An 18,626-nucleotide genomic window follows, 5' to 3' on the forward strand; every position below is an offset into this window, starting at 1 on the left:
TGCCACAACTGCATGATCAGCGAGGGTCGGGCGGTTCGGGTCGTGGCGTGGTGAGGGATGCGGCATGGTCCGGTGGGTGGCGGGGTACCGGGCCGGGGTGCGGATGGACAAGGCCGAGCGTGCGGAACTCCGTCGGCTCGTGGCGGACTTCAGGCGGTGGGGTCGACTCGCCCAGGACGTGCGGCACTGGCACCGGGCCGTCCAGCAGGCGGCCACGGCCGCCGAAGGGGGACTGCGGGACCGCAGCGTCGTGGTCGAGCGCTCCGGCCAGGCCGCGTGGCGGGTGCTCGCGTTGCGGGCGAACGACCGTGACGTCGTCCGGCGCCTGAAGGAACGGGCCACGCTGCCCGCGACCACGGCCACCGACGACGCGCTGCTGCGCCTGCTCATCGATGACGCCCCTCGCGCCGTCGCCGATCTCGCGCCCATGCTCGACGTGCGCCGGTACCTCGTGGGGCCGGCCAGGAAGCAGGCAGCGGGCACCGCCGCGATGTTCCTACGTGACCGGCACGCGGAGGTCACCGCCGCTGGCAGCCCCGAGCGCCTGGGGCACCTCGGCGTCCCCAGCGCACCCTCCGACCCGGTCCGGGACAGCGTCCGCGACCTGCTCGATCCGTCCCTCCGCTTCGCGCTGCTCGCCGAGCGAACCGGTGGGACGCCCGAGCTGGTCGAACGGACGGGGCGGAAGCGCGGGTCCGCCGGGCGGGCCGCACCCCAGCGGGAGCCGGCGGGATGGACCGACCCGGAACCGGAGCTGGTGGACCGGTCGGTCTTCGCGGGCCTGCCGGCGGCACTGGCCGCCATCGACACGGTCGTGGCCGGCGAAGCCCCGTACCGGTCGGCGGCCCGCGAAGCGGGCGAGCAGGTCAGACACCACGAGGTGCACCGAATCCTGCGGGATATGCCGGTGGAGACGTTGCGAACCGTCAGCCGGGACCGGTTCCGCCTCGGGCCGTTGACCGACACCGGAATCACCACCGTGCAGGACGTGCTGCACCGCGGCGCGTCACTTCAGGCGCTTCCGGGGGTCGGGGAGACCACCGCCCGTCGCCTGCTCGGCGCAGCCCGCACCCTCTGGCAGACCACGTACGACGACACACCGGGCCGCATCGACGTCGAGCACCGCCACCCGGAGACCACCCACCTGTTGCGGTGCCTCGCCGAGTGGGACACGCACCGGCGCACCCACGGCGCGGCAGCCGACCTCGAACGCGCCGCCGAGCTTGCGCCGCTGGGCGGCACCATCGACCGCAGGACCAGCCACCTGCTGGTGGTGCCGACCCGAGGGCTCGCCGCCAGCGGTCTCCGCGACAGCATCGAGATCGTCAAACGGCGAGCCGAGCTGCTCGGCAGGTCGACCACGCCCGGTCGGCGGAACCTGCGTGCCGACCCGTGGGACGACTTCCTCAGCCGTCCCGCCGACTACTTCGCGATGCTCGCCGAGCTGGGATTCGCCAGCGGCGACGAGAACGCGGCGCACGGCGACCTCCCGGACGAGATCATCCAGGCGGTACGCGACCAGGCGCTCGACGGCGCGCACCTGACCACCTCCCTGCGCGGTTACCAGAGCTTCGCGGCGCGCTTCGCCCTCGTCCAACGCAAGGTCGTCATCGGTGACGAGATGGGCCTCGGTAAGACCGTCGAGGCGATCGCCGTGCTGGCGCACCTGCGCAGCAGGGGCGGCACCCGTTTCCTGGTGGTGTGCCCCGCCGCCGTGGTGACCAACTGGGTCCGGGAGATCAACGGCAAGTCGACGCTACGTCCACACCGGGTGCACGGCCCGGGGCGCGACACCGCCGCCCGCGCCTGGCGGCGGGACGGCGGCGTGGCGGTCACCACCTACGAGACCCTCGCCTGGTGGGGGCCGCAGTTGCGGGAGTCGCCCGACCTGGCGTGTGTCGTGGTCGACGAGGCCCACTACGTCAAGAACCCGCAGGCACAGCGGTCGATCAGGACGAAGGAACTCGTCGCGCGCGCCGACCGGGCCATCCTGCTCACCGGTACCCCGCTGGAGAACAAGGTCGACGAGTTCCGCAACCTGGCCTCCTACGTCCGCCCCGACCTCACCGTCGACACCACCGACCTGTCACCCGCGCGGTTCCGGCGGCAGATCGCCCCGGCGTACCTGCGCCGCAACCAGGTCGACGTGCTCGACGAACTGCCCGAACTCATCGAGGTCGAGGAGTGGCTGCCGATGTCCTCGGCGGACACCACGCGTTACCGCGAGGCGGTGGAGCGGGGCAACTTCATGCGGATGCGCCAGGCGGCCATGCTTGCGGCCGCCGAGTCCACCAAGGTGCAGCGCCTGGTCGAGATCGTCCGGGAGGCGACCGAGAACGAACGCCGGGTCATCGTCTTCTCCCACTTCCGCGAGGTCCTCGACCTGGTCGCCCGTACCCTTCCCGGCCCGGTCTTCGGTCCGCTGACCGGCTCGGTGCCCGCCAACCACCGGCAGCGGATGGTGGACGAGTTCTCCGCCGCCCGGCACGGCGCCGTCCTGGTGGCCCAGATCGTGGCCGGTGGCGTCGGGCTCAACATCCAGTCCGCCTCCGTCGTCGTCCTCTGTGAACCGCAGCTGAAACCCACCACCGAGGCGCAGGCCGTCGCCCGGGCGCACCGGATGGGGCAGGTCCAGTCGGTGCAGGTCCACCGGCTGCTCTCCGAAGAGGGCGTCGACCAGCGGATCACCGAACTGCTGGCGGGCAAGCGCCGCATCTTCGACGACTTCGCCCGGGTCAGCGACACGGCCGACGCGAGCCCGGAAGCAGTGGACCTGTCCGAGGCCGAACTGGTCCGCGAGGTGGTGGCCGCCGAACGCCAACGCCTCCTCGCCCCCGCACCCAACGTCCCGTCCCAGCACGCGCCTTCTTAACCCGTTACCGAAGGATCTGTGGCAGTAAAAGCGTCAGCCGCTCGGCGTGTCGACTACCGCGACCGCCACGGATCCGAAGTGTCACCGTCCCCGGTCCAGCGGGTCTGCCTGAGGGTGGTGAGGAGGTTGCGGGCGGCGGTGGCCACGGCGCAGTCGGGGACGCGGCAGATCGGGCAGCGGCCGTCGGAAGCCTGCTCGTGGTCACGGAGCGTCCAGCGGGCGGTCAGGGTGAGGGTTGGTCGAAGGGCATCCCGGGAAAGGCGTATACGTAGCCGAGCCGGAGCGCGAATCCGAGTAACGCCAGTCTCCGCCTAGTCGGCAACGTCTCTGTTCTGAGGGGTTGGCACAAAATCTTGGACATTTTCCGTTAGCGCAGAACAGAAGGTTTCCAAGATCTCATTCCTCTGGCGTTACACAACGGCCGCGCGTGAATCGAGACTGCAAGAACCTCAGCGGGCCGGTCTTTTCCTTCGACCGCGATAGCCACACCGAACTTCCTGACCTGGTTGAACTACGGTGAGCGATGCGTGACGGCGTCGAGGTAGGTCAGTCGACTCGGAGTGAACGGGCGATCGCTTCGGCGACCGCCGGGTTGCTGGACACCGCGACCAGGACCACGTCCCGGTCGGGGACCACCACCACCTGCCGCGTCCGGCCATCCGGCAGCACGTCGCCGCCCCGCAGGACGGAATGGCCGAATGCTTCGCTCGCCCCGGTGGCGAGCTGGGCCACCGGGTCGAGATCGAGATTCGCGCGCTTGATCTCGGCGTAGTCGACGCGAGGTATCGGCAACACGGCACAGCCCGCGATCAGGTCGACGTCCACGATGTACGTGTCCCGCATTGGCGTACCGCACCTGGTGGCATTGCGCGGCCACTCCGCCGGCACCGAGATCCGTACCCCCTCGCTGGCCACCTCCTGCTGGGGAGTTGGACCGAGATCACGTATGGCCGCCGTCACCACCGTGCCGAGGGCGAGAACCGCTCCGATCGCGGCGGCGGCGACCGCCATCCGTAAGCCCTTGCGGCTCCTCAGGTCGAGGTTCATTCATGCCCTTCGCCAGTTGTCCGTCTCTCATGCGAAACCCAGAATCGGCCCGAACCAATCTATCCGTAGGTTCGAGACCAGGGGAGTGCTGTCTTCTGGCTACGGCCCCGTCGCGATTCGTTCGCGCTCTCAGCTCGACAGCGCCGGCACCAGAGACATGGCTCCGGACGTCGCTGGCCGCGAATGTCGCTGCGGAAGCACCGCTGCGACACCTCACCCTTGAACCAACGCCTCGGGCGAAGGCCCGGGCGACGACGTGACCCGGGTGAGGCGGGTGGCGACGATGGTGGCGGCCAGGACGGAGACGGCGGCGACCGGGCCGATCCAGGCCGGGCTGAGGCCGACCGTGAGCACCGTGCCGCCGAGCGCGGCGCCCAACGCTCCGGCGGCGCCGGCGACGGAGATGTTGACGGCGGCGACCAGGCCGGTGGTGGCCGCGTCGACCTGACCCATCAGCCAGGTCTGGACCAGCGGCACGACCAGGAACGCCGCCGCGCCCAGCAGCCCCAGCCCGGTCAGCGCCAGCGGAGCGACCGGCAACAGCAGCGGCTGCGCCAGCAGGATCGCCGCCAACGCGCCGACGGCGAGCGGCAGCCGGCGGGTGATCTTCTCGGGACGCACCCGGCCGGCGAGCAGGTTGCCGGCGATGGTGCCGAGGCCGTAGCCGACCAGTCCGACGCTGACCCAGCCGGGGCTCAGGCCGGTGACGGTGCGCAGCATCGGCGCGACGTAGGTGAAGGCGGCCACGAAGCCGGTGAGCGCCAGCAGGGTGACGCCGAGTCCGGCGTAGATGCCGGGGCGCAGCAGCGCACCGATGCTGTCGCGGACGCCGGCCGGTGGCGGGGTGGGGATGCGGGGGCAGAAGACGAGCACGCCGAGCAGCCCCAGGGCGGCCATGCCGGCCACGGCCACGAAGGTGACCGGCCAGCCGTACGCCTCACCGATCAGGCTGCCCAGCGGCAGGCCGAGCACGGTGGCCAGGGCGAATCCGCCGAACAGTCGGGCCACCGCGACGGTCTGCCGCTCCGGTGGCACCGAGGCCATCGCCACCTGGGAGGCCACCGCCATGAACAGCGCCTGCGCCAGCGCCGAGCCCAACCGGGCCGACAGCAGCAACGCGTACGAGGTGGCCAGGGCGCTGGCCACCGCGGACACCGTGGCCAGCGCCATGGTGCCGGCGAGCAGTTCCCGGCGTGGCAGCCGACGGGTCAGCACGGTGGCGACCGGGCCGCCCACGGTGACCACGATCATGTACGCGGTGACCAGTTGACCGGCGGCGGCCACGGAGACGTCCAGGTCGGTGGCGACCTGGGGGAGCAGGCCGACGAGCACGAACTCGGCGGTGGCCACGGCGAAGGAGCAGACGAAGAGTACGTAGATGATCACAGAGAGGACGCTAAAGCCTCACACCGACGTTAGAGTCAAGCGATGCGGATCGGTGAGTTGAGCGCGCGGACGGGTGCGTCGGTGCGGATGCTGCGCTACTACGAGGAGCAGGGCCTGCTGACGCCGGTGCGCACCGAGTCGGGCTACCGGATCTACCAGGAGTCCGACGTCGACCGGGTGGCCCGCATCCGGTGCATGCTGTCGGCCGCGCTGCCGTCCGGAGTGGTCGGACAGGCACTGCGGTTCCTCCTGGACGGCCGCGCGGCGATCCCCGACGAGCCGGCCGACCGGGCCCGCCTGGCCGACACCCTTCAGGGCGAACTGGACCAGTTGACCGCGAAGATCGAGTCGTTGGAGTCCAGTCGAGACCTGCTCGCCGCCATCGTCGCCGACGTACGCGGTGACGTGGTGGGGCCGGGCCATCCCGGTGACCCGGGCGGCGCGGTGGCCCGCCGGTCGGTCCGCAAGGCGGGCCCGGCGGTCGGTCTCGCCCGCTGAGCCGCTGCTCAGGGCTGGCTCGCCGGCGTCGTGGGAAGCCGTAGACAGTGCCGCTCAGTCCCGCTCGCCGTCGGCGTGGCGAGCCGCGGACCGGGCAGCTCAGGCCCGGCTCGGCGGCGTCGGCAGGCGTAAGCCGTGCATGCCGCCGTCGACGGCCAGCACGCTGCCGGTGGTCGATCCGGACAGCGGACTGGCCAGGTAGGCGACGGCCGCGGCGACCTCCCGCGGGGTGGTGAGGCGGCCGGTGGGCTGGCGGGCCCGCAACGCGGCCAGCTCCGCCGCCGGATCGTCGGCGGCGTCGAGTAGCCGCCGTACCCACGGGGTGTCGGCGGTGCCCGGGTTGACGCAGTTCACCCGGATGCCGGCGGCGACGTGGTCGGCGGCCATCGCCAGGGTGAGCGCCTGCACCGCACCCTTGCTGGCGCTGTAGAGGGCCCGCTGCGGCAGCCCGAGCCAGGCGGCGATGGAGCCGATGTTGACGATCGCGGCGTGCGCGGAGGCGCGCAGGTACGGCAGCGCGGCCCGGCTGACCCGGACGATGCCGACCACGTTGACGTCGAACACCCGGTGCCAATCGTCGTCGGTGTCGGCCTCGATGGTGCCGACCGCACCGATGGCGGCGTTGTTGACCAGGATGTCGAGGCCGCCGAACGTCTCGTGGGCGGTGGTGATCGCGGCCCGCACGGACGCGTCGTCGGCCACGTCGGCGGCCAGGCCGAGCAACGGCTCGGGTACCTGCCGCGGGTTCAGGTCCAGGCAGGCCACCCGGGCGCCACGCTCGGCGAGCAGGGTGGCCGTGGCCAGGCCGATGCCGGAGGCGCCACCGGTGACCACCGCCGCCAACCCGGCGAACTCGCCCGCGCCGGCGGGTCTGCCGGCGGCGGTCGCCTGCCCGTCGCCGGTCACGCGGGTGTCAGCGTCTGACGTTGCCGGCCGAGGCCGTCGATCTCCAACTCGACCACGTCCCCGGCGACCAGGTACGGCTTGGGTTCCGGTTGCCCGAGGGCGACGCCGGCCGGGGTGCCGGTGTTGATCACGTCGCCGGGGTAGAGCACCATGAACTGGCTCAGGTAGCGGACGATCTCGGCCACCGGGAAGACCATGTCCTTCGTCGTGCCGTCCTGCCGCAGCACACCGTTGACCCAGAGCCGTAGCCGCAGGTCGTGCGGATCGGGGACCTCGTCGGCGGTCACCAGCCACGGGCCGAGCGGGTTGAACGTCTCGCAGGACTTGCCCTTGTCCCACTGGCCGCCCCGGTCGAGCTGGAACTCCCGTTCCGAGACGTCGTGCGAGATGGTGTATCCGGCGACGCAGTCCATCGCCGCCTCGGCCGACGGCAGGTAGCGCGCCTTGCGGCCGATGACGACGGCGAGTTCGACCTCCCAGTCCGTCCTGGTGCTGCCGCGGGGCACCAGCACCGGGTCGTCGGGACCGACCACCGTGTCCGGCGCCTTGAGGAAGACCACCGGCTCGGCGGGCAGGGCCGCTCCGGTCTCCGCCGCGTGGTCGCGGTAGTTCAGCCCGATGCAGACGATCTTGCCTGGGCGCAGCGGGGGACCGATCCGCAGGTCGGTGGGGTCCATCGGAGACAGATCGTGCGGGGCGATGCCGGCCAGGCGGGCCAGGCCGTCGGTGCCCAGGAACGCGGGGTCCAGGTCGTCGGTCACGCCGCTGAGGTCACGCAGTTGCCCGGCCTCGTCGAGCAGTGCCGGTGTTTCCCGCCCCGGCGGGCCCACTCGCAGCAGCTTCATCCGTCGCCCCCAGACACCGCGTCAGCTAGTAGTCGGCAAAACATGTGATGTCTACCAGGTGATCGCGACGCGTCACAAGGCCGCATGATCGACAGGCATCGACCGCTGACGCCGAGCGGACCACAGGTCCCGTCCGGCACCGGGCCGTCCGACCTGTCAGGAGGGGACTCCGGCCGCTGGTCCGTACCATCCGCGCACGCTGCACTGGAAGCAGGACGGAGAGGAGTGAGGACGATGTCGTACCTGATCGTTGTCGGCGTCGATGGTTCGGACGGTGGGCGGCGTGCCCTGCGGTGGGCGGTCGGTGAGGCGGCCGAGCGCAACGGCACCGTGCAGGCGGTCACCGCCTGGCGGTGGGACGGCCTGGACGGTGGTGCCATGGTCGCACCGAACCCGATCGAGGAGGAGGAGCGGGCCACCGCCCTGCTGGCCCGGGAGATCGGCGAGGTCACCCGGGGCACGGCTGCGGCACCGGTCTCGGCCGAGGTCGTCGAGGGTCGGCCGGCCGACGTGCTGACCGCCGCCGCCCGTGGCGCCGACCTGCTGGTGCTGGGCAGTCACGGGCACGGCCGGCTGCGGCACACCGTGCTCGGCTCGGTCAGCGAGGAGTGCGTACGCAAGGCGACCTGCCCGGTGGTGGTGATCCCGGTGCCGGTGCCGGCACCGAGCGGTCCGGCCATGCCGGCGGTGCCGGCCTGAGGGCGACCGACGGGGGTTGCCGGTCTCTGACATGCTCTGGGCCGTGACGACCGGCCACCCCCGTTCCCACCGCCGCGCCCGCCGGACCCGGTTCGGGCTCCTGTTCAGCCTTGTGGTCGTGATCGCCCTGGCCGTGGCGGCCGTGATCGTGCTGCGTCCGCCGGGCCCTCGCCCGCTGTTCCAGATGCCGGTCGGCTGCGGGGAGACCTGGCAGGTCGGCACCTATCCGGGGCACGGCGACTACGACGTGGACTTCTTCCCGCTCTCCGGCGACCCGTGGGGGCAACCGGTGCTCGCCTCCTACGAGGGCACCGTCACCGTGGCCGGGATCAACGGGTCGCTTGGTGGTCGTACCCCGGACAACCCGGACGGCCCTCGGGGTCGTGGCGGTGGCTACTGGGTGAAGATCGACCACGGCGGCCGGTGGGAGACCCAGTACCTGCATCTGCTGGAGCCGCCCCTGGTGCAGGTCGGCCAGCGGGTCGTCCAGGGCCAGCAGATCGGCCGGATCGGCAGCACCGGCAACTCCGGCGCCCCGCACCTGCACTACGAGCAGCGGCGCGGCTGGCAGAAGGTGGAGACCTACTTCGACGGTGCCCCGTCGGGCATCACCGACGACGACGCCGAGTACACGCTCCGGCTGACCAGCAACAACTGTCCCTAGCGCGGGTTGCTGTCGTACCCAGCTGATGGGGTACGGCGCATGGGCGTTCTGTATGACTACTTCCGGGCGGCGGACGACGCCGCCGCGATCGGACTGATGGCGGAACTCGACGGCGGTCCGGTCGCCGTGTCGGGAGGCCGCCCCGGGGTCGACGCGATCGACCTCAAGGGCATCGAGCCGGCAGTGACCCTCGGCAAGCTCGTCGGCTTCGTGCGCGGGCTAGCCTGGTCCACCGACCTGATCGAGCAACGGCTGATCTGGAGCGGTGGCGACGAAGGGCCATGGTTGATCGTCCTCGACGACGCCACCAGGGACACCCTGGCGTCGATCACCGCCGCCCAGTCGCCCGAGCTGTCGGCGCGGTGGGGGCGGATCGAGGAGCTGGCCTGGGGTGAGCCGCTGCCGCCAGGGGAACTGCTGCCGGTGATCGAGGAGATCAGCGCCCTCGCCCGCCGTGCCCAGGCCGCCGGTGACCACCTCTACTGCTGGTGCTGCCTCTGACCGCCCGGGTCACAGCTTGACTTCGAACCTGTCCGCCCGCCGGTCCGAGCCCTGCCGGCCGGCGGGTTTCCGGTTAGCGTGGGGCGAGATCGACTGCCGGGAAGAATCCAGGGGGAGGACCATGTCCAGGACCAGATTCAGGTTGGCCGGCGCGACGATCGCCCTGATGCTCGCCGCCGTGGCGGGATGCAGTGGGGGCGAGGGCGTCGACGTCGACGGCAACGACACGGCGGGCGCCGGCGGCGTGCTCAACGCCGCGATCGGCGGCGAGCCCGACCAACTCGACCCGCACAAGACCTCCGCCTACTACAGCTTCCAGGTGCTGGAGAACGTCTTCGACACGCTCGTCGAGCCGGACGCGAACCTGGAGATGAAGCCTTCCCTGGCCACCGAGTGGACCACCAGCGAAGACCAGCTGACCTGGACGTTCACCCTCCGTGAAGGCGTCAAGTTCTCCGACGGTTCGCCGCTGACCGCCGAGGACGTCGTCTACTCCTACAACCGGATCATCGACGAGAAGCTGAACAACGCGTACAAGTTCGGCACCGTGAAATCGATCGAGGCCACCGACCCGAAGACCGTGGTGGTGACCCTCAACGCACCCACCCCGAACCTGCTGGCCAACCTCGGTGGCTTCAAGGGCGTGGCGATCGTCCAGAAGGCGAACGTGGAATCCGGTGAGATCACCACCAAGCCGGTCGGCAGTGGCCCGTTCGCGGTGGAGAACTACAGCTCCGGCGACAGCATCCGGCTGGTCCGCAACGACAACTACTGGGGCGAGAAGCCGAAACTGGACGGCGTCCGGTTCACCTTCGTCAGCGACCCCACCGTCGCCCTGCAGAACCTGCGCGGCGGCGAGGTGCACTGGACCGACAACCTGCCACCGCAGCAGGTGCCGGCGTTGCTCGACGGGGACGACCCGACGGTGCAGTCGGTGCCCTCGACCGACTACTGGTACCTCGCGCTCAACCAGGCACGCAAGCCGTACGACGACGTCAACGTCCGTCGGGCCATCGCCTTCGCGCTGGATCGGGAGGCGATCACCAAGGCCGCCAAGTTCGGGCTGGCCACGGTCAACCAGACGGCGATCCCGCAGAACAGCGCCTTCTACTACGAGTACGCGCCGTACTCGCACGACGTCAACCAGGCCAAGCAACTGCTCGACCAGGCCGGGGTGAGCGGGCTGACCATGGACCTCATGGTCACCAGCGAGTACCCGGAGACGGTCACCGCGGCCCAGGTCATCGCCTCGCAGCTGGAGGCCGTCGGGATCACCGTCGAGATCCGGACGCTGGACTTCGCGCAGTGGCTCGACGAGCAGGGCGCCGGGAAGTTCGACTCGTTCATGCTCGGCTGGCTGGGCAACATCGACCCTGACGAGTTCTACTACGCCCAGCACCACAGCGACGGCACGTTCAACTTCCACGAGTACGCCAACCCGAACGTGGACCGGCTGCTCGACCAGGCCCGGACGGAGACCGACCAGGCCGCCCGCAAGCAGCAGTACGAGCAGGTGGCCAAGCAGATCGTGGACGACGCCAGCTACATCTACCTCTACAACCCCGACGTCGCCCAGGGCTGGTCCAAGCAGGTCAGCGGCTACGAGGTACGCACGGACCGGGCGATCCGGTTCCGCGACGTGGCCCTCGCCCGGTGACCCGGCGGGGGACCTCAGGTGGCCCGCTTCGTCATCCGTCGGCTGTTGCAGTCGGCCGTCGTGCTGCTCGGCGTGACCCTCGTGGTGTTCCTGCTGCTCCAACTGGTGCCGGGTGACCCGGTCCGGGTCGCCCTCGGCACCCGCTTCGACCCGCAGACGTACGAGGCGCTGCGGGCCCGGGCGGGGCTGGACCAGCCGCTAGTGGTGCAGTATTTCGACTACCTGCGGCGGGCGCTGACCGGCGACCTCGGGGTCAGCTTCCGCAGTGGACGGCCGGTCACCGCGATCGTGCTGGAGCGACTGCCGGCGACCCTGTCGCTGGCGGTCACCGCGGTGGTGTTCGCCATGGCGATCGCCTTCCCGCTGGGGATCGTCTCGGCGATCCGCAGCGGCTCGCTCGTCGACCACGCGGCCCGGGTGTTCAGCCAGTTCGGTGTCTCGGTGCCGGATTTCTGGATGGGCATCATGGGCATCCTGCTCTTCTCCGGGGTGCTCGGGTGGCTGCCGCCGTCGGGGTACGTCGCGCTCACCGAGGATCCGGGGCGCTGGGCGTCCCACGTGGCGCTGCCCGCCGCCACGGTCGGCCTGGTCACCGCCTCGATCCTCACCCGGTTCATCCGCTCGTCGATGCTGGAGGTGCTCTCCGAGGACTACGTGCGCACCGCCGAGGCGAAGGGTCTGCGTACCCGGGTGGTGGTGTTGCGGCACGTGCTGCGCAACGCCCTCATCCCGGTGGTGACCGTGGTGGCGGTGCAGTTGGCCAGCCTGCTCGGCGGGGTGATCGTGATCGAGGTGCTGTTCGCCTGGCCCGGCATCGGGCGGCTCACCTACGACGCCGTCGCGGCCCGCGACTATCCGGTGCTGCAAGGCGCGGTGTTGCTGGTGGCGGCGCTGTTCCTCCTGGTCAACCTGTTGGTCGACATCCTCTATGCCCGTCTCGACCCGAGGATCACGGTCAAATGAGCGAGCGGACGGTCAACCGCGAGGGGCAGTTGCGCCGGGCGCTCGCCGCGCTGCGGCGCGATCCGCTGGCCCTGACCGGCAGCCTGGTGCTGGTGGTGCTGGTCGTGGTGGGGGTCGGCGGCTCCTGGCTGGCGCCGTCGGGGATCAACGAGGTGAACGTCGACCAGATGCTCCAGCCGCCGAGCTGGGCACACCCGTTCGGCACCGACGAGCTGGGTCGCGACGTGCTCAGCCGGGTCATGGTCGCCGCCCGGGTGTCGTTGCAGGTCGGCCTGGTCAGCGTCGGCATCGCGCTGGTGGTGGGGGTGACCCTCGGGCTGTTCGCCGGTTACTACCGCGGCTGGCTCGACAACGTGCTGATGCGCTGCATGGACGTGCTGTTCGCGTTCCCGGTGCTGCTGCTGGCGGTGGCGATCGTGGCGGTACTCGGTCCGGGACTGGGCACCGCGATGGTGGCGATCGGGGTGGTCTACACGCCGATCTTCGCCCGGGTCACCCGGGCCGGTGTGCTCTCGGTGCGGGAGCAGGTCTTCGTCCGGGCCGCGGTCTCGGTCGGCGCCTCCGACCTGCGGATCATGCGGCGGCACGTGCTGCCGAACATCGCGGCGCCGCTGATCGTGCAGACGTCGCTCTCCCTGGCCTTCGCGATCCTGTCCGAGGCGGCGCTGTCCTTCCTCGGCCTCGGCGTCCAGCCACCCGACCCGGCCTGGGGCCGGATGCTGTTCGACGGACGCGGGTTCGTCACCGACGCCTGGTGGCTGGGCTTCTTCCCCGGTGCGGCGATCTTCCTCACCGTTCTGGCGTTCAACCTGGTCGGCGACGCGCTGCGGGACGTGCTGGATCCCCGCCAGCTCACCGTCAGCGAAGCCCGGAGGAGCACCGCATGAAGCCGGTACTGGCCGTCGAGGACCTCACCGTCACCATCGGCACCCGGCGTGGGCCGGCGCACGCCGTCGCCGGGGTCGACTGGGCGGTGCGGCCGGGGGAGACCCTGGCGCTGGTCGGCGAGTCCGGCAGCGGCAAGAGCATGAGCGTGCTCGCCGCCACCGGGCTGGCACCCCGCACCGCGCGGGTGACCGGGCGGGTGCACCTGCTCGGCACGGAGCTGACCGGGCTTGGTGAGGACCGCCGTCGTCGACTGCGGGGGCGGCACATCGGGTTCGTCTTCCAGGATCCGATGACCTCGCTCAACCCGGTGCTCACCGTCGGCCGGCAGGTCACCGAGGCCGCCGAGGAGCATCTCGGACTGACCCGGCGGGCCGCCCGGTCCCGTGCCGTGGAACTGCTGGAGATGGTCGGCATCCCGTCGGCGGGGCAGCGGGTGGACGCGTACCCGCACCAGTTCTCCGGCGGCATGCGCCAGCGCGTGGTGATCGCCATGGCGTTGGCCTGCGAGCCGGACCTGCTGATCGCCGACGAGCCGACCACGGCCCTGGACGTCACCACCCAGGCCCAGATCGTCGAGCTGGTCGCCGACCTGCAACGGCGGCTCGGCACCGCGGTCGTCTGGATCACCCACGACCTGGGTGTGGTCGCCGGCATCGCCGACAGCGTGGCGGTCATGTACGCCGGCCGGATCCTCGAACAGGGGCCGGTCGACGCCGTGTTCGGCACGCCGTCGCACCCGTACACCGAGGCTCTGCTGGCCGCCCGTCCGGACCCGGCGGCCGGCGGCGCGGAACTGGTCACCATCGCCGGTGCGCCGCCCAGCCCGTTGGATCTGCCGGCGGGCTGCGCGTTCTGGCCCCGCTGCCCGGTGCGGGGTGACGCCCGCTGCGAGCACGAGCTGCCGCCGCTGGTGCCGGTTTCGGCCGGGCACCAGGTCCGCACCTTCTATCCGCAGCCGAGCGACGGGGAGCGCCAGTGAGCGAGCGGCAGCGAGCGGATCTCGGCACGGCCGTGCCGGCCGATGGCACGGCGCACGCTGCGGTGCCGAAGCAGCGGGAACCGGGCGAGGTGGTGGCCGAACTCGACGATCTGGCGGTGTGGTTCCCGACGCCGGCCGGTGTGGTGCGGGCCGTCGACGGCGTGTCGCTGCGGGTACGGCGGGGGGAGACGCTGGGGCTGGTCGGTGAGTCGGGCAGCGGCAAGTCCACCACCGGGCTGGCCCTGCTCCGACTGGTGGATCCCACCTCCGGCACGGTGCGGGTGGGCGGCGAGGACGTCACCCGCTGGTCCCGCCGACGGCTGCGGGCGCTGCGTCGCCGGGTTGCCATGGTGTTCCAGGACCCGCAGGCGTCCCTGGATCCCCGGCTCACCATCGGGGCGAGCATCGCCGAGCCGTTGATCGTGCATCGGCTCACCGACGGTGGTGCCGCCCGCCGCCGCCGGGTCGACGAGCTGCTCGACATGGTCGGGTTGCGCGGCGAGCTGGCCGACCGGCATCCGCACGAACTCTCCGGCGGGCAGCGGCAGCGGGTCGGCATCGCCCGTGCCCTGGCCGGCGAGCCGGACCTGATCGTGCTCGACGAGCCGATCGCGTCGCTCGATCTGAGCGTGCAGGCGCAGATCATGAACCTGCTCCGCCGGTTGCAACGGGACCTGGGGCTGACCTACCTGTTCATTGCCCACGACCTGGCCGCCGTGGAGCACATGAGCGACCGGATGGCGGTGATGTACCTGGGGCGGATCGTGGAGAGCGGCACCCCGGCGCAGATCTGGCGCGACCCGGCCCACCCGTACACTGCCGCGCTGCTGTCCGCGGTGCCGGTGGCCGACCCGCAGGTCGAGCGGGAACGCCGCCGGATCATCCTCAGCGGTGACATCCCCAGCCCGGTGGACCCGCCGGGCGGCTGCCGGTTCCGCACCCGCTGCCCGCAGGCGCGTCCGGAGTGCGCCGAGACCGATCCGGTGCTGGCCGAGGTCGACCCCGACCACCGGGCGGCGTGCCTGTTCGCCAAGGAGGCGGTGCGCGCCATGCGGTCGGTGTGACTCCGGCGTACGGCGGTTCAGGGTTGCCGCAGCGGCCGGAACGCGGCCCGCACCTCGGCGGCGAAGAGTTCCGGTTCCTCCCAGGCCGCGAAGTGGCCGCCACGGTCGACCTCGTTGAAGTACGCGACGCCGGGGTAGACGGCCTCGACCCAGCTACGTGGGGCAGCCCAGATCTCGCCGGGGAACGCCGTGAAGCCGACCGGGACCGCGACCGGTGGCGGCGGCTGGCCGGCCGCGTCGGCTGCCGCCTGGAAGCGTCCGAACTCCCAGTACCACCGGGCGGACGAGGCGCCGGTGCCGGTCAGCCAGTACAGCGTGATGTTGTCGACGACGGTGTCCCGGGTGAGACCACCCACCGGTTCGCCGTCGACGAACGCGCGGGAGATCTTGTAGTAGCTGTCCGTGTCGTGGTCCAGCATCCACGCCGCCAGCCCGACGGGTGAGTCGAGCAGCGAGTAGCCGATGGTCTGCGGTCGGGTGGACTGTTCCAGAAAGTAGCCGAAACCGTCCATGGTGAACGTGGCGAGCGCGTCGTGGGCGGCGCGTTCCGGCGCGGAATTCGCCGGCAGCTGGTCCTTGAGACCGATTGCCGCGGCGAGCAGGTTGACGTGGATCCCGACCAGCCCGTCAGGTGCCTGACGGCCCATCGCGTCCGTGACGGAGGAACCCACGTCGCCGCCCTGCGCGACGTAGCGCGAGTAGCCGAGACGGTCCATCAGCTGTGCCCACGCCCGCGCCATCCGGGCGGAGTCCCAGCCGGCCTCGGTCGGCTCGCCGGAGAAGCCGTAGCCGGGCAACGACGGCAGCACCAGGTGGAAGGCGTCCTCGGCCCGTCCGCCGTGCGCCGTCGGGTCGGTGAGCGGACCGACCACCCCGAGCAGTTCGACGACCGAGCCCGGCCAGCCGTGCGTCATGATCAGCGGCAGCGCGTCCTCGTGCGGCGACCGTACGTGGATGAAGTGAATCGTCACGCCGTCGATCTCGGTCGTGTACTGCGGCAGGGCGTTCAACCTGGCCTCGCACGCGCGCCAGTCGTACTCGGTGGTCCAGTAGCGGGCCAACTCCTGGACCGTCGCCAGTTGCACGCCCTGTGAGCGGTCGTCGACCAGCTCCCGGGTGGGCCAGCGGGTGGCCGTGATCCGACGACGCAGATCCGTGAGCGCCTCATCCGGCGTGTCGAGACGGAAGGGACGAATCTCGTCGTCCTGGGACATGCTCACCACCTGTCGGGTCGGATCGAGCGGTACCGGCCCGGCCGAGCCGTACGCGCTCATCCTCACATCGGCGGGGTGGCCAGCGGGCCGGAACAGGAGTTGTGGGCGGCACGCCAGGTTCCTGACCGGCCCCCTGGCTCAGCGCTGGCGGCCGGCACCTCACCTACCGACGGCTGCCGGCTGCCGGGCGACCAGGCCGACGGTCGGGTCGTAGCGGACCGGTACCGGATCGCTGAGTTCCCCGACGAACTCGCCGTCGGCGTGCTCGACGAAGCCGATGAGGGACCAGCCGTCGCCGTCGGGGACCAGGCGGGGCGCGTACAGGTGCGGTTGGGCGACCGGCCGGGCGGCGGCGATGTCCCAGGGGCCGTGCACGGTGGGGCCGGTGGCGACCCAGAGGCGCGACCCGGGTTCCCGGGCGGCGGCGAAGGCGTTGGTGCAGAACAGCAGCAGCGGCTGTCCGTCGACGACGGCGACCTGCGGCACCTCAAGGTGACCGAAGCCGGCCGGCGTGGACAACGGCGGTCGGACCGTCCAGTTGACCAGGTCGGGGGAGGTCGCGTGGCCGACGACGCCGCGCTCGTCGGCCGGGCCCTGGTTGGCGCGGGCGGTCACCAGCATGTGCCAACCATCGCCGTCGGGGTCCGGGAAGACCCACGGATCGCGCCAGGCCTGCTCGTACCACATGTCGCGGTCGAGCAGCTCGTACCAGGCCGGATCGGCCTCGAGCAGCGGCGCGTCGCCGTGCCGGTGCCAGGTGACCAGGTCGTCGGAGACGGCCAGACCGATGCGCTGGACCAACCCGTCCTCGGCTCGGCTGACCCCGGTGTAGAACAGGTACCACCGCTGATCCGGGCCGCGCACCGTACAGCCGGTCCAGGTCGCCAGGTCGTCCCAGGCGGGCGCGTCGGCGGGGACGAGGGCGTCGGCGCCGAGCTGCCAGGAGCGCAGGTCGGTGGAGACCGCGTGGCCGATCGAGGCGCGTCGGTGACGGCGGTGCGGGTCGAGCAGGGCCCGGGAGGCGCGCAGGAAGAACGCGTGCCAGCGGCCGTCGTCGTCCTGGGCGTACCAGCTGTCCCACACCCAGTGGTCGGGCAGTCGAAGCATGGCCGGAAACGTACCAGTGAATCGGTTTAGCGACTACCCGCGGGTAGGGCCTGTGCCGGCGGGGGGACGGTTGGACTCAGTTGGCGGGCGCGGCCACGGACCGCCGCCGGCGCAGCGGCATCGGGACGAACGACGCGGCACCGGCGACACCGTCGAGCAGCACCTCCACCGCGCGGCGGCCCATCTGCTCGTGCGGCAGGGCCGCGGTGGACAGCCCCGGCCGCAGCCACGCGGCGATCGGGTCGTCGTCGAAGGAGATCACCGAAAGGTCGCCCGGAATGGTGAGACCGGCCTCGCCGAGCGCCTGGTACGCGCCGAAGGCGAGCCGGTCGTTCATGCAGATCACCGCGCTCGGTCGAGTCGGGCGGTCCAGCAGCGTACGCATGGCGGTGTAGCCGTGTTCCGGCAGCCACTCCGGGCAGAAGCCCTCGGCGAGCAGCGAGACACCGGCGGCGGCGAGCGTGTCCCGGATGCCGCGCAGCCGGGCGTCGGCGGCCAGCGATATCTCCGGGTCGCGTTCCTTCTGCCGGTTTCGGCCGATCAGGGCGATCCGGTCCCGGTGGCCGTTGGCGAGCAGCGTCTCGGCGACCATCGCGCCGGCTCCCTCGTCATCGGGGAGTACGCAGGGCAACGAGTCCGGACTCGTCGCGTTGAGCAGCACCACCGAGCCGCCGAGGATGGCGGGCGGCACCGCCAGGCGGCGGGTCGCCATGGCCGCGTAGATCACGCCGTCGACCTGGCGGTCGAGGATGGCCTCGATGGCGTACCGCTCGAACGTCGCGTCGCCCTGCGTCTCGGTGATCAGCAGGACGTGGTCGCGCTCGCGGGCGGCGTCCAGCGCGCCGCGGATGAGGCCACCGGCGAAGCGGGTGGTGGCGACGATGTCGGAGACGAACGCGATGGTGGCGGTCTTGCGGGTCCGCAGGCTGCGGGCGGCCACGTTGGGTCGGTAGCCGAGTTCCTCGGCGGCCGCGAAGACCCGCTGGTGCGCCTCGGCGGAGAGCCGGGTGCCCTCGCGGCCGTTCAGCACCATCGACGCGGCGGTCTTGGACAGGCCGGCCCGTCGCGCCACGTCGGCCAGTGTCGCTCTCTCCCGACCCATTGCGTCCTCCGATCACGGCGGTCCGTCCCGACGCCGCCGTCGTCCCATCATGATGGGTCGAGTCGTTCACGTGGTCACCGGCGGTGTGGTCAGCCTGGCGGGGCGGCTGGTGAACCAGCTGTTTCCAGACCGTTGCGAACTCGTCCTTGACACTCCCCGGCGACGCGCGCATGCTCTGCTAAATCAGTTTAGCGACGTGGTTTCACCTCTGCGGTGGACGCCTTCGCGTCTTCC

At 71.4% G+C, this 18,626-nt stretch carries 17 protein-coding genes; 10 read left to right on the forward strand and 7 right to left on the reverse strand.

Annotation, left to right across the window (positions count from 1 at the left end):
* The first annotated feature begins 64 nt into the window (after window positions 1–64).
* Entirely contained in the window at window positions 65–2,872 is a 2,808-nt protein-coding gene (locus tag O7597_RS25850; protein ID WP_281580996.1) for a DEAD/DEAH box helicase, read from the forward strand.
* Between the two features lie 546 nt (window positions 2,873–3,418).
* On the opposite strand, the gene O7597_RS25855 is transcribed toward O7597_RS25850, so the two are convergent.
* Window positions 3,419–3,919 (reverse strand): hypothetical protein, encoded by a 501-nt coding sequence (locus O7597_RS25855; RefSeq protein WP_281580997.1) that lies wholly within the window; start codon window positions 3,917–3,919, stop codon window positions 3,419–3,421.
* Window positions 3,920–4,132: 213 nt separating this feature from the next.
* Window positions 4,133–5,305 carry an MFS transporter gene (locus tag O7597_RS25860; RefSeq protein WP_281580998.1) on the reverse strand — a complete coding sequence of 391 codons (1,173 nt, stop codon included), beginning with the start codon at window positions 5,303–5,305 and terminating at the stop codon, window positions 4,133–4,135.
* A 42-nt stretch (window positions 5,306–5,347) separates the two neighbouring features.
* Here O7597_RS25860 and O7597_RS25865 point away from each other — a divergent pair, with 42 nt between their 5' ends.
* The gene (locus O7597_RS25865; RefSeq protein WP_269741290.1) at window positions 5,348–5,803 is read left to right on the forward strand and encodes a MerR family transcriptional regulator; all 456 of its coding nucleotides are present in this window, start codon (window positions 5,348–5,350) and stop codon (window positions 5,801–5,803) included.
* A 99-nt stretch (window positions 5,804–5,902) separates the two neighbouring features.
* On the opposite strand, the gene O7597_RS25870 is transcribed toward O7597_RS25865, so the two are convergent.
* Both O7597_RS25870 and O7597_RS25875 read right to left on the reverse strand, forming a co-directional pair.
* Complete coding sequence (locus tag O7597_RS25870) at window positions 5,903–6,709, reverse strand: SDR family oxidoreductase (RefSeq protein WP_281580999.1); 807 nt, start codon at window positions 6,707–6,709, stop codon at window positions 5,903–5,905.
* Window positions 6,706–7,554 carry a fumarylacetoacetate hydrolase family protein gene (locus O7597_RS25875; RefSeq protein WP_281581000.1) on the reverse strand — a complete coding sequence of 283 codons (849 nt, stop codon included), beginning with the start codon at window positions 7,552–7,554 and terminating at the stop codon, window positions 6,706–6,708. The genes O7597_RS25870 and O7597_RS25875 overlap by 4 nt, the downstream gene beginning before the upstream one ends.
* Window positions 7,555–7,788: 234 nt before the next feature.
* On the opposite strand from O7597_RS25875, the gene O7597_RS25880 reads away from it, so the two are divergent.
* The 8 genes from O7597_RS25880 to O7597_RS25915 all read left to right on the forward strand — a co-directional run bounded on the left by O7597_RS25880 (window position 7,789) and on the right by O7597_RS25915 (window position 14,969).
* The gene (locus O7597_RS25880) at window positions 7,789–8,253 is read left to right on the forward strand and encodes a universal stress protein (RefSeq protein WP_269741293.1); all 465 of its coding nucleotides are present in this window, start codon (window positions 7,789–7,791) and stop codon (window positions 8,251–8,253) included.
* A gap of 43 nt (window positions 8,254–8,296) precedes the next feature.
* Window positions 8,297–8,917 carry a M23 family metallopeptidase gene (locus O7597_RS25885; protein ID WP_269741294.1) on the forward strand — a complete coding sequence of 207 codons (621 nt, stop codon included), beginning with the start codon at window positions 8,297–8,299 and terminating at the stop codon, window positions 8,915–8,917.
* Window positions 8,918–8,956: 39 nt separating this feature from the next.
* Entirely contained in the window at window positions 8,957–9,418 is a 462-nt protein-coding gene (locus tag O7597_RS25890) for a hypothetical protein (protein WP_281581001.1), read from the forward strand.
* Between the two features lie 121 nt (window positions 9,419–9,539).
* Complete coding sequence (locus O7597_RS25895) at window positions 9,540–11,075, forward strand: ABC transporter substrate-binding protein (RefSeq protein WP_281581002.1); 1,536 nt, start codon at window positions 9,540–9,542, stop codon at window positions 11,073–11,075.
* An 18-nt stretch (window positions 11,076–11,093) separates the two neighbouring features.
* Window positions 11,094–12,038, forward strand: coding sequence for an ABC transporter permease (locus O7597_RS25900; RefSeq protein WP_164447131.1), 945 nt, complete (start codon window positions 11,094–11,096; stop codon window positions 12,036–12,038).
* Window positions 12,035–12,925: an ABC transporter permease gene (locus O7597_RS25905; RefSeq protein ID WP_281581003.1), complete on the forward strand. Its 891-nt coding sequence runs from the start codon at window positions 12,035–12,037 to the stop codon at window positions 12,923–12,925. The genes O7597_RS25900 and O7597_RS25905 overlap by 4 nt, the downstream gene beginning before the upstream one ends.
* Window positions 12,922–13,905, forward strand: coding sequence for an ABC transporter ATP-binding protein (locus O7597_RS25910; protein ID WP_269741298.1), 984 nt, complete (start codon window positions 12,922–12,924; stop codon window positions 13,903–13,905). Before O7597_RS25905 ends, O7597_RS25910 begins: the two co-directional genes overlap by 4 nt.
* A gap of 62 nt (window positions 13,906–13,967) precedes the next feature.
* On the forward strand, window positions 13,968–14,969 hold the full coding sequence (locus tag O7597_RS25915) for an oligopeptide/dipeptide ABC transporter ATP-binding protein (protein WP_269742735.1): 1,002 nt from the start codon (window positions 13,968–13,970) through the stop codon (window positions 14,967–14,969).
* A 17-nt stretch (window positions 14,970–14,986) separates the two neighbouring features.
* Here the strand turns inward: O7597_RS25915 and O7597_RS25920 are convergent, their stop codons facing one another.
* From O7597_RS25920 to O7597_RS25930, 3 genes are all read right to left on the reverse strand, one after another.
* Window positions 14,987–16,183, reverse strand: a complete 1,197-nt coding sequence (locus tag O7597_RS25920; protein WP_269742736.1) for an epoxide hydrolase family protein — start codon at window positions 16,181–16,183, stop codon at window positions 14,987–14,989.
* A gap of 159 nt (window positions 16,184–16,342) precedes the next feature.
* On the reverse strand, window positions 16,343–17,290 hold the full coding sequence (locus O7597_RS25925; RefSeq protein WP_281581004.1) for a glycoside hydrolase family 68 protein: 948 nt from the start codon (window positions 17,288–17,290) through the stop codon (window positions 16,343–16,345).
* 76 nt (window positions 17,291–17,366) lie between these two features.
* Window positions 17,367–18,392, reverse strand: coding sequence for a LacI family DNA-binding transcriptional regulator (locus O7597_RS25930; protein WP_281581005.1), 1,026 nt, complete (start codon window positions 18,390–18,392; stop codon window positions 17,367–17,369).
* Window positions 18,393–18,626: the final 234 nt, after the last annotated feature.

Origin of the sequence: Verrucosispora sp. WMMC514 (assembly GCF_027497295.1) — a bacterium.
Classification (GTDB): Bacteria; Actinomycetota; Actinomycetes; order Mycobacteriales; family Micromonosporaceae; genus Micromonospora; species Micromonospora palythoicola.

Coding starts and splice junctions, on each gene's coding strand:
- O7597_RS25895 (WP_281581002.1), top strand. CDS start 9,540: ATGTCCAGGACCAGATTCAGGTTGGCCGGCGCGACGATCGCCCTGATG.
- O7597_RS25850 (WP_281580996.1), top strand. CDS start 65: ATGGTCCGGTGGGTGGCGGGGTACCGGGCCGGGGTGCGGATGGACAAG.
- O7597_RS25855 (WP_281580997.1), bottom strand. CDS start 3,919: ATGAACCTCGACCTGAGGAGCCGCAAGGGCTTACGGATGGCGGTCGCC.
- O7597_RS25865 (WP_269741290.1), top strand. CDS start 5,348: ATGCGGATCGGTGAGTTGAGCGCGCGGACGGGTGCGTCGGTGCGGATG.
- O7597_RS25905 (WP_281581003.1), top strand. CDS start 12,035: ATGAGCGAGCGGACGGTCAACCGCGAGGGGCAGTTGCGCCGGGCGCTC.
- O7597_RS25920 (WP_269742736.1), bottom strand. CDS start 16,183: ATGTCCCAGGACGACGAGATTCGTCCCTTCCGTCTCGACACGCCGGAT.
- O7597_RS25880 (WP_269741293.1), top strand. CDS start 7,789: ATGTCGTACCTGATCGTTGTCGGCGTCGATGGTTCGGACGGTGGGCGG.
- O7597_RS25925 (WP_281581004.1), bottom strand. CDS start 17,290: ATGCTTCGACTGCCCGACCACTGGGTGTGGGACAGCTGGTACGCCCAG.
- O7597_RS25875 (WP_281581000.1), bottom strand. CDS start 7,554: ATGAAGCTGCTGCGAGTGGGCCCGCCGGGGCGGGAAACACCGGCACTG.
- O7597_RS25930 (WP_281581005.1), bottom strand. CDS start 18,392: ATGGGTCGGGAGAGAGCGACACTGGCCGACGTGGCGCGACGGGCCGGC.
- O7597_RS25890 (WP_281581001.1), top strand. CDS start 8,957: ATGGGCGTTCTGTATGACTACTTCCGGGCGGCGGACGACGCCGCCGCG.
- O7597_RS25910 (WP_269741298.1), top strand. CDS start 12,922: ATGAAGCCGGTACTGGCCGTCGAGGACCTCACCGTCACCATCGGCACC.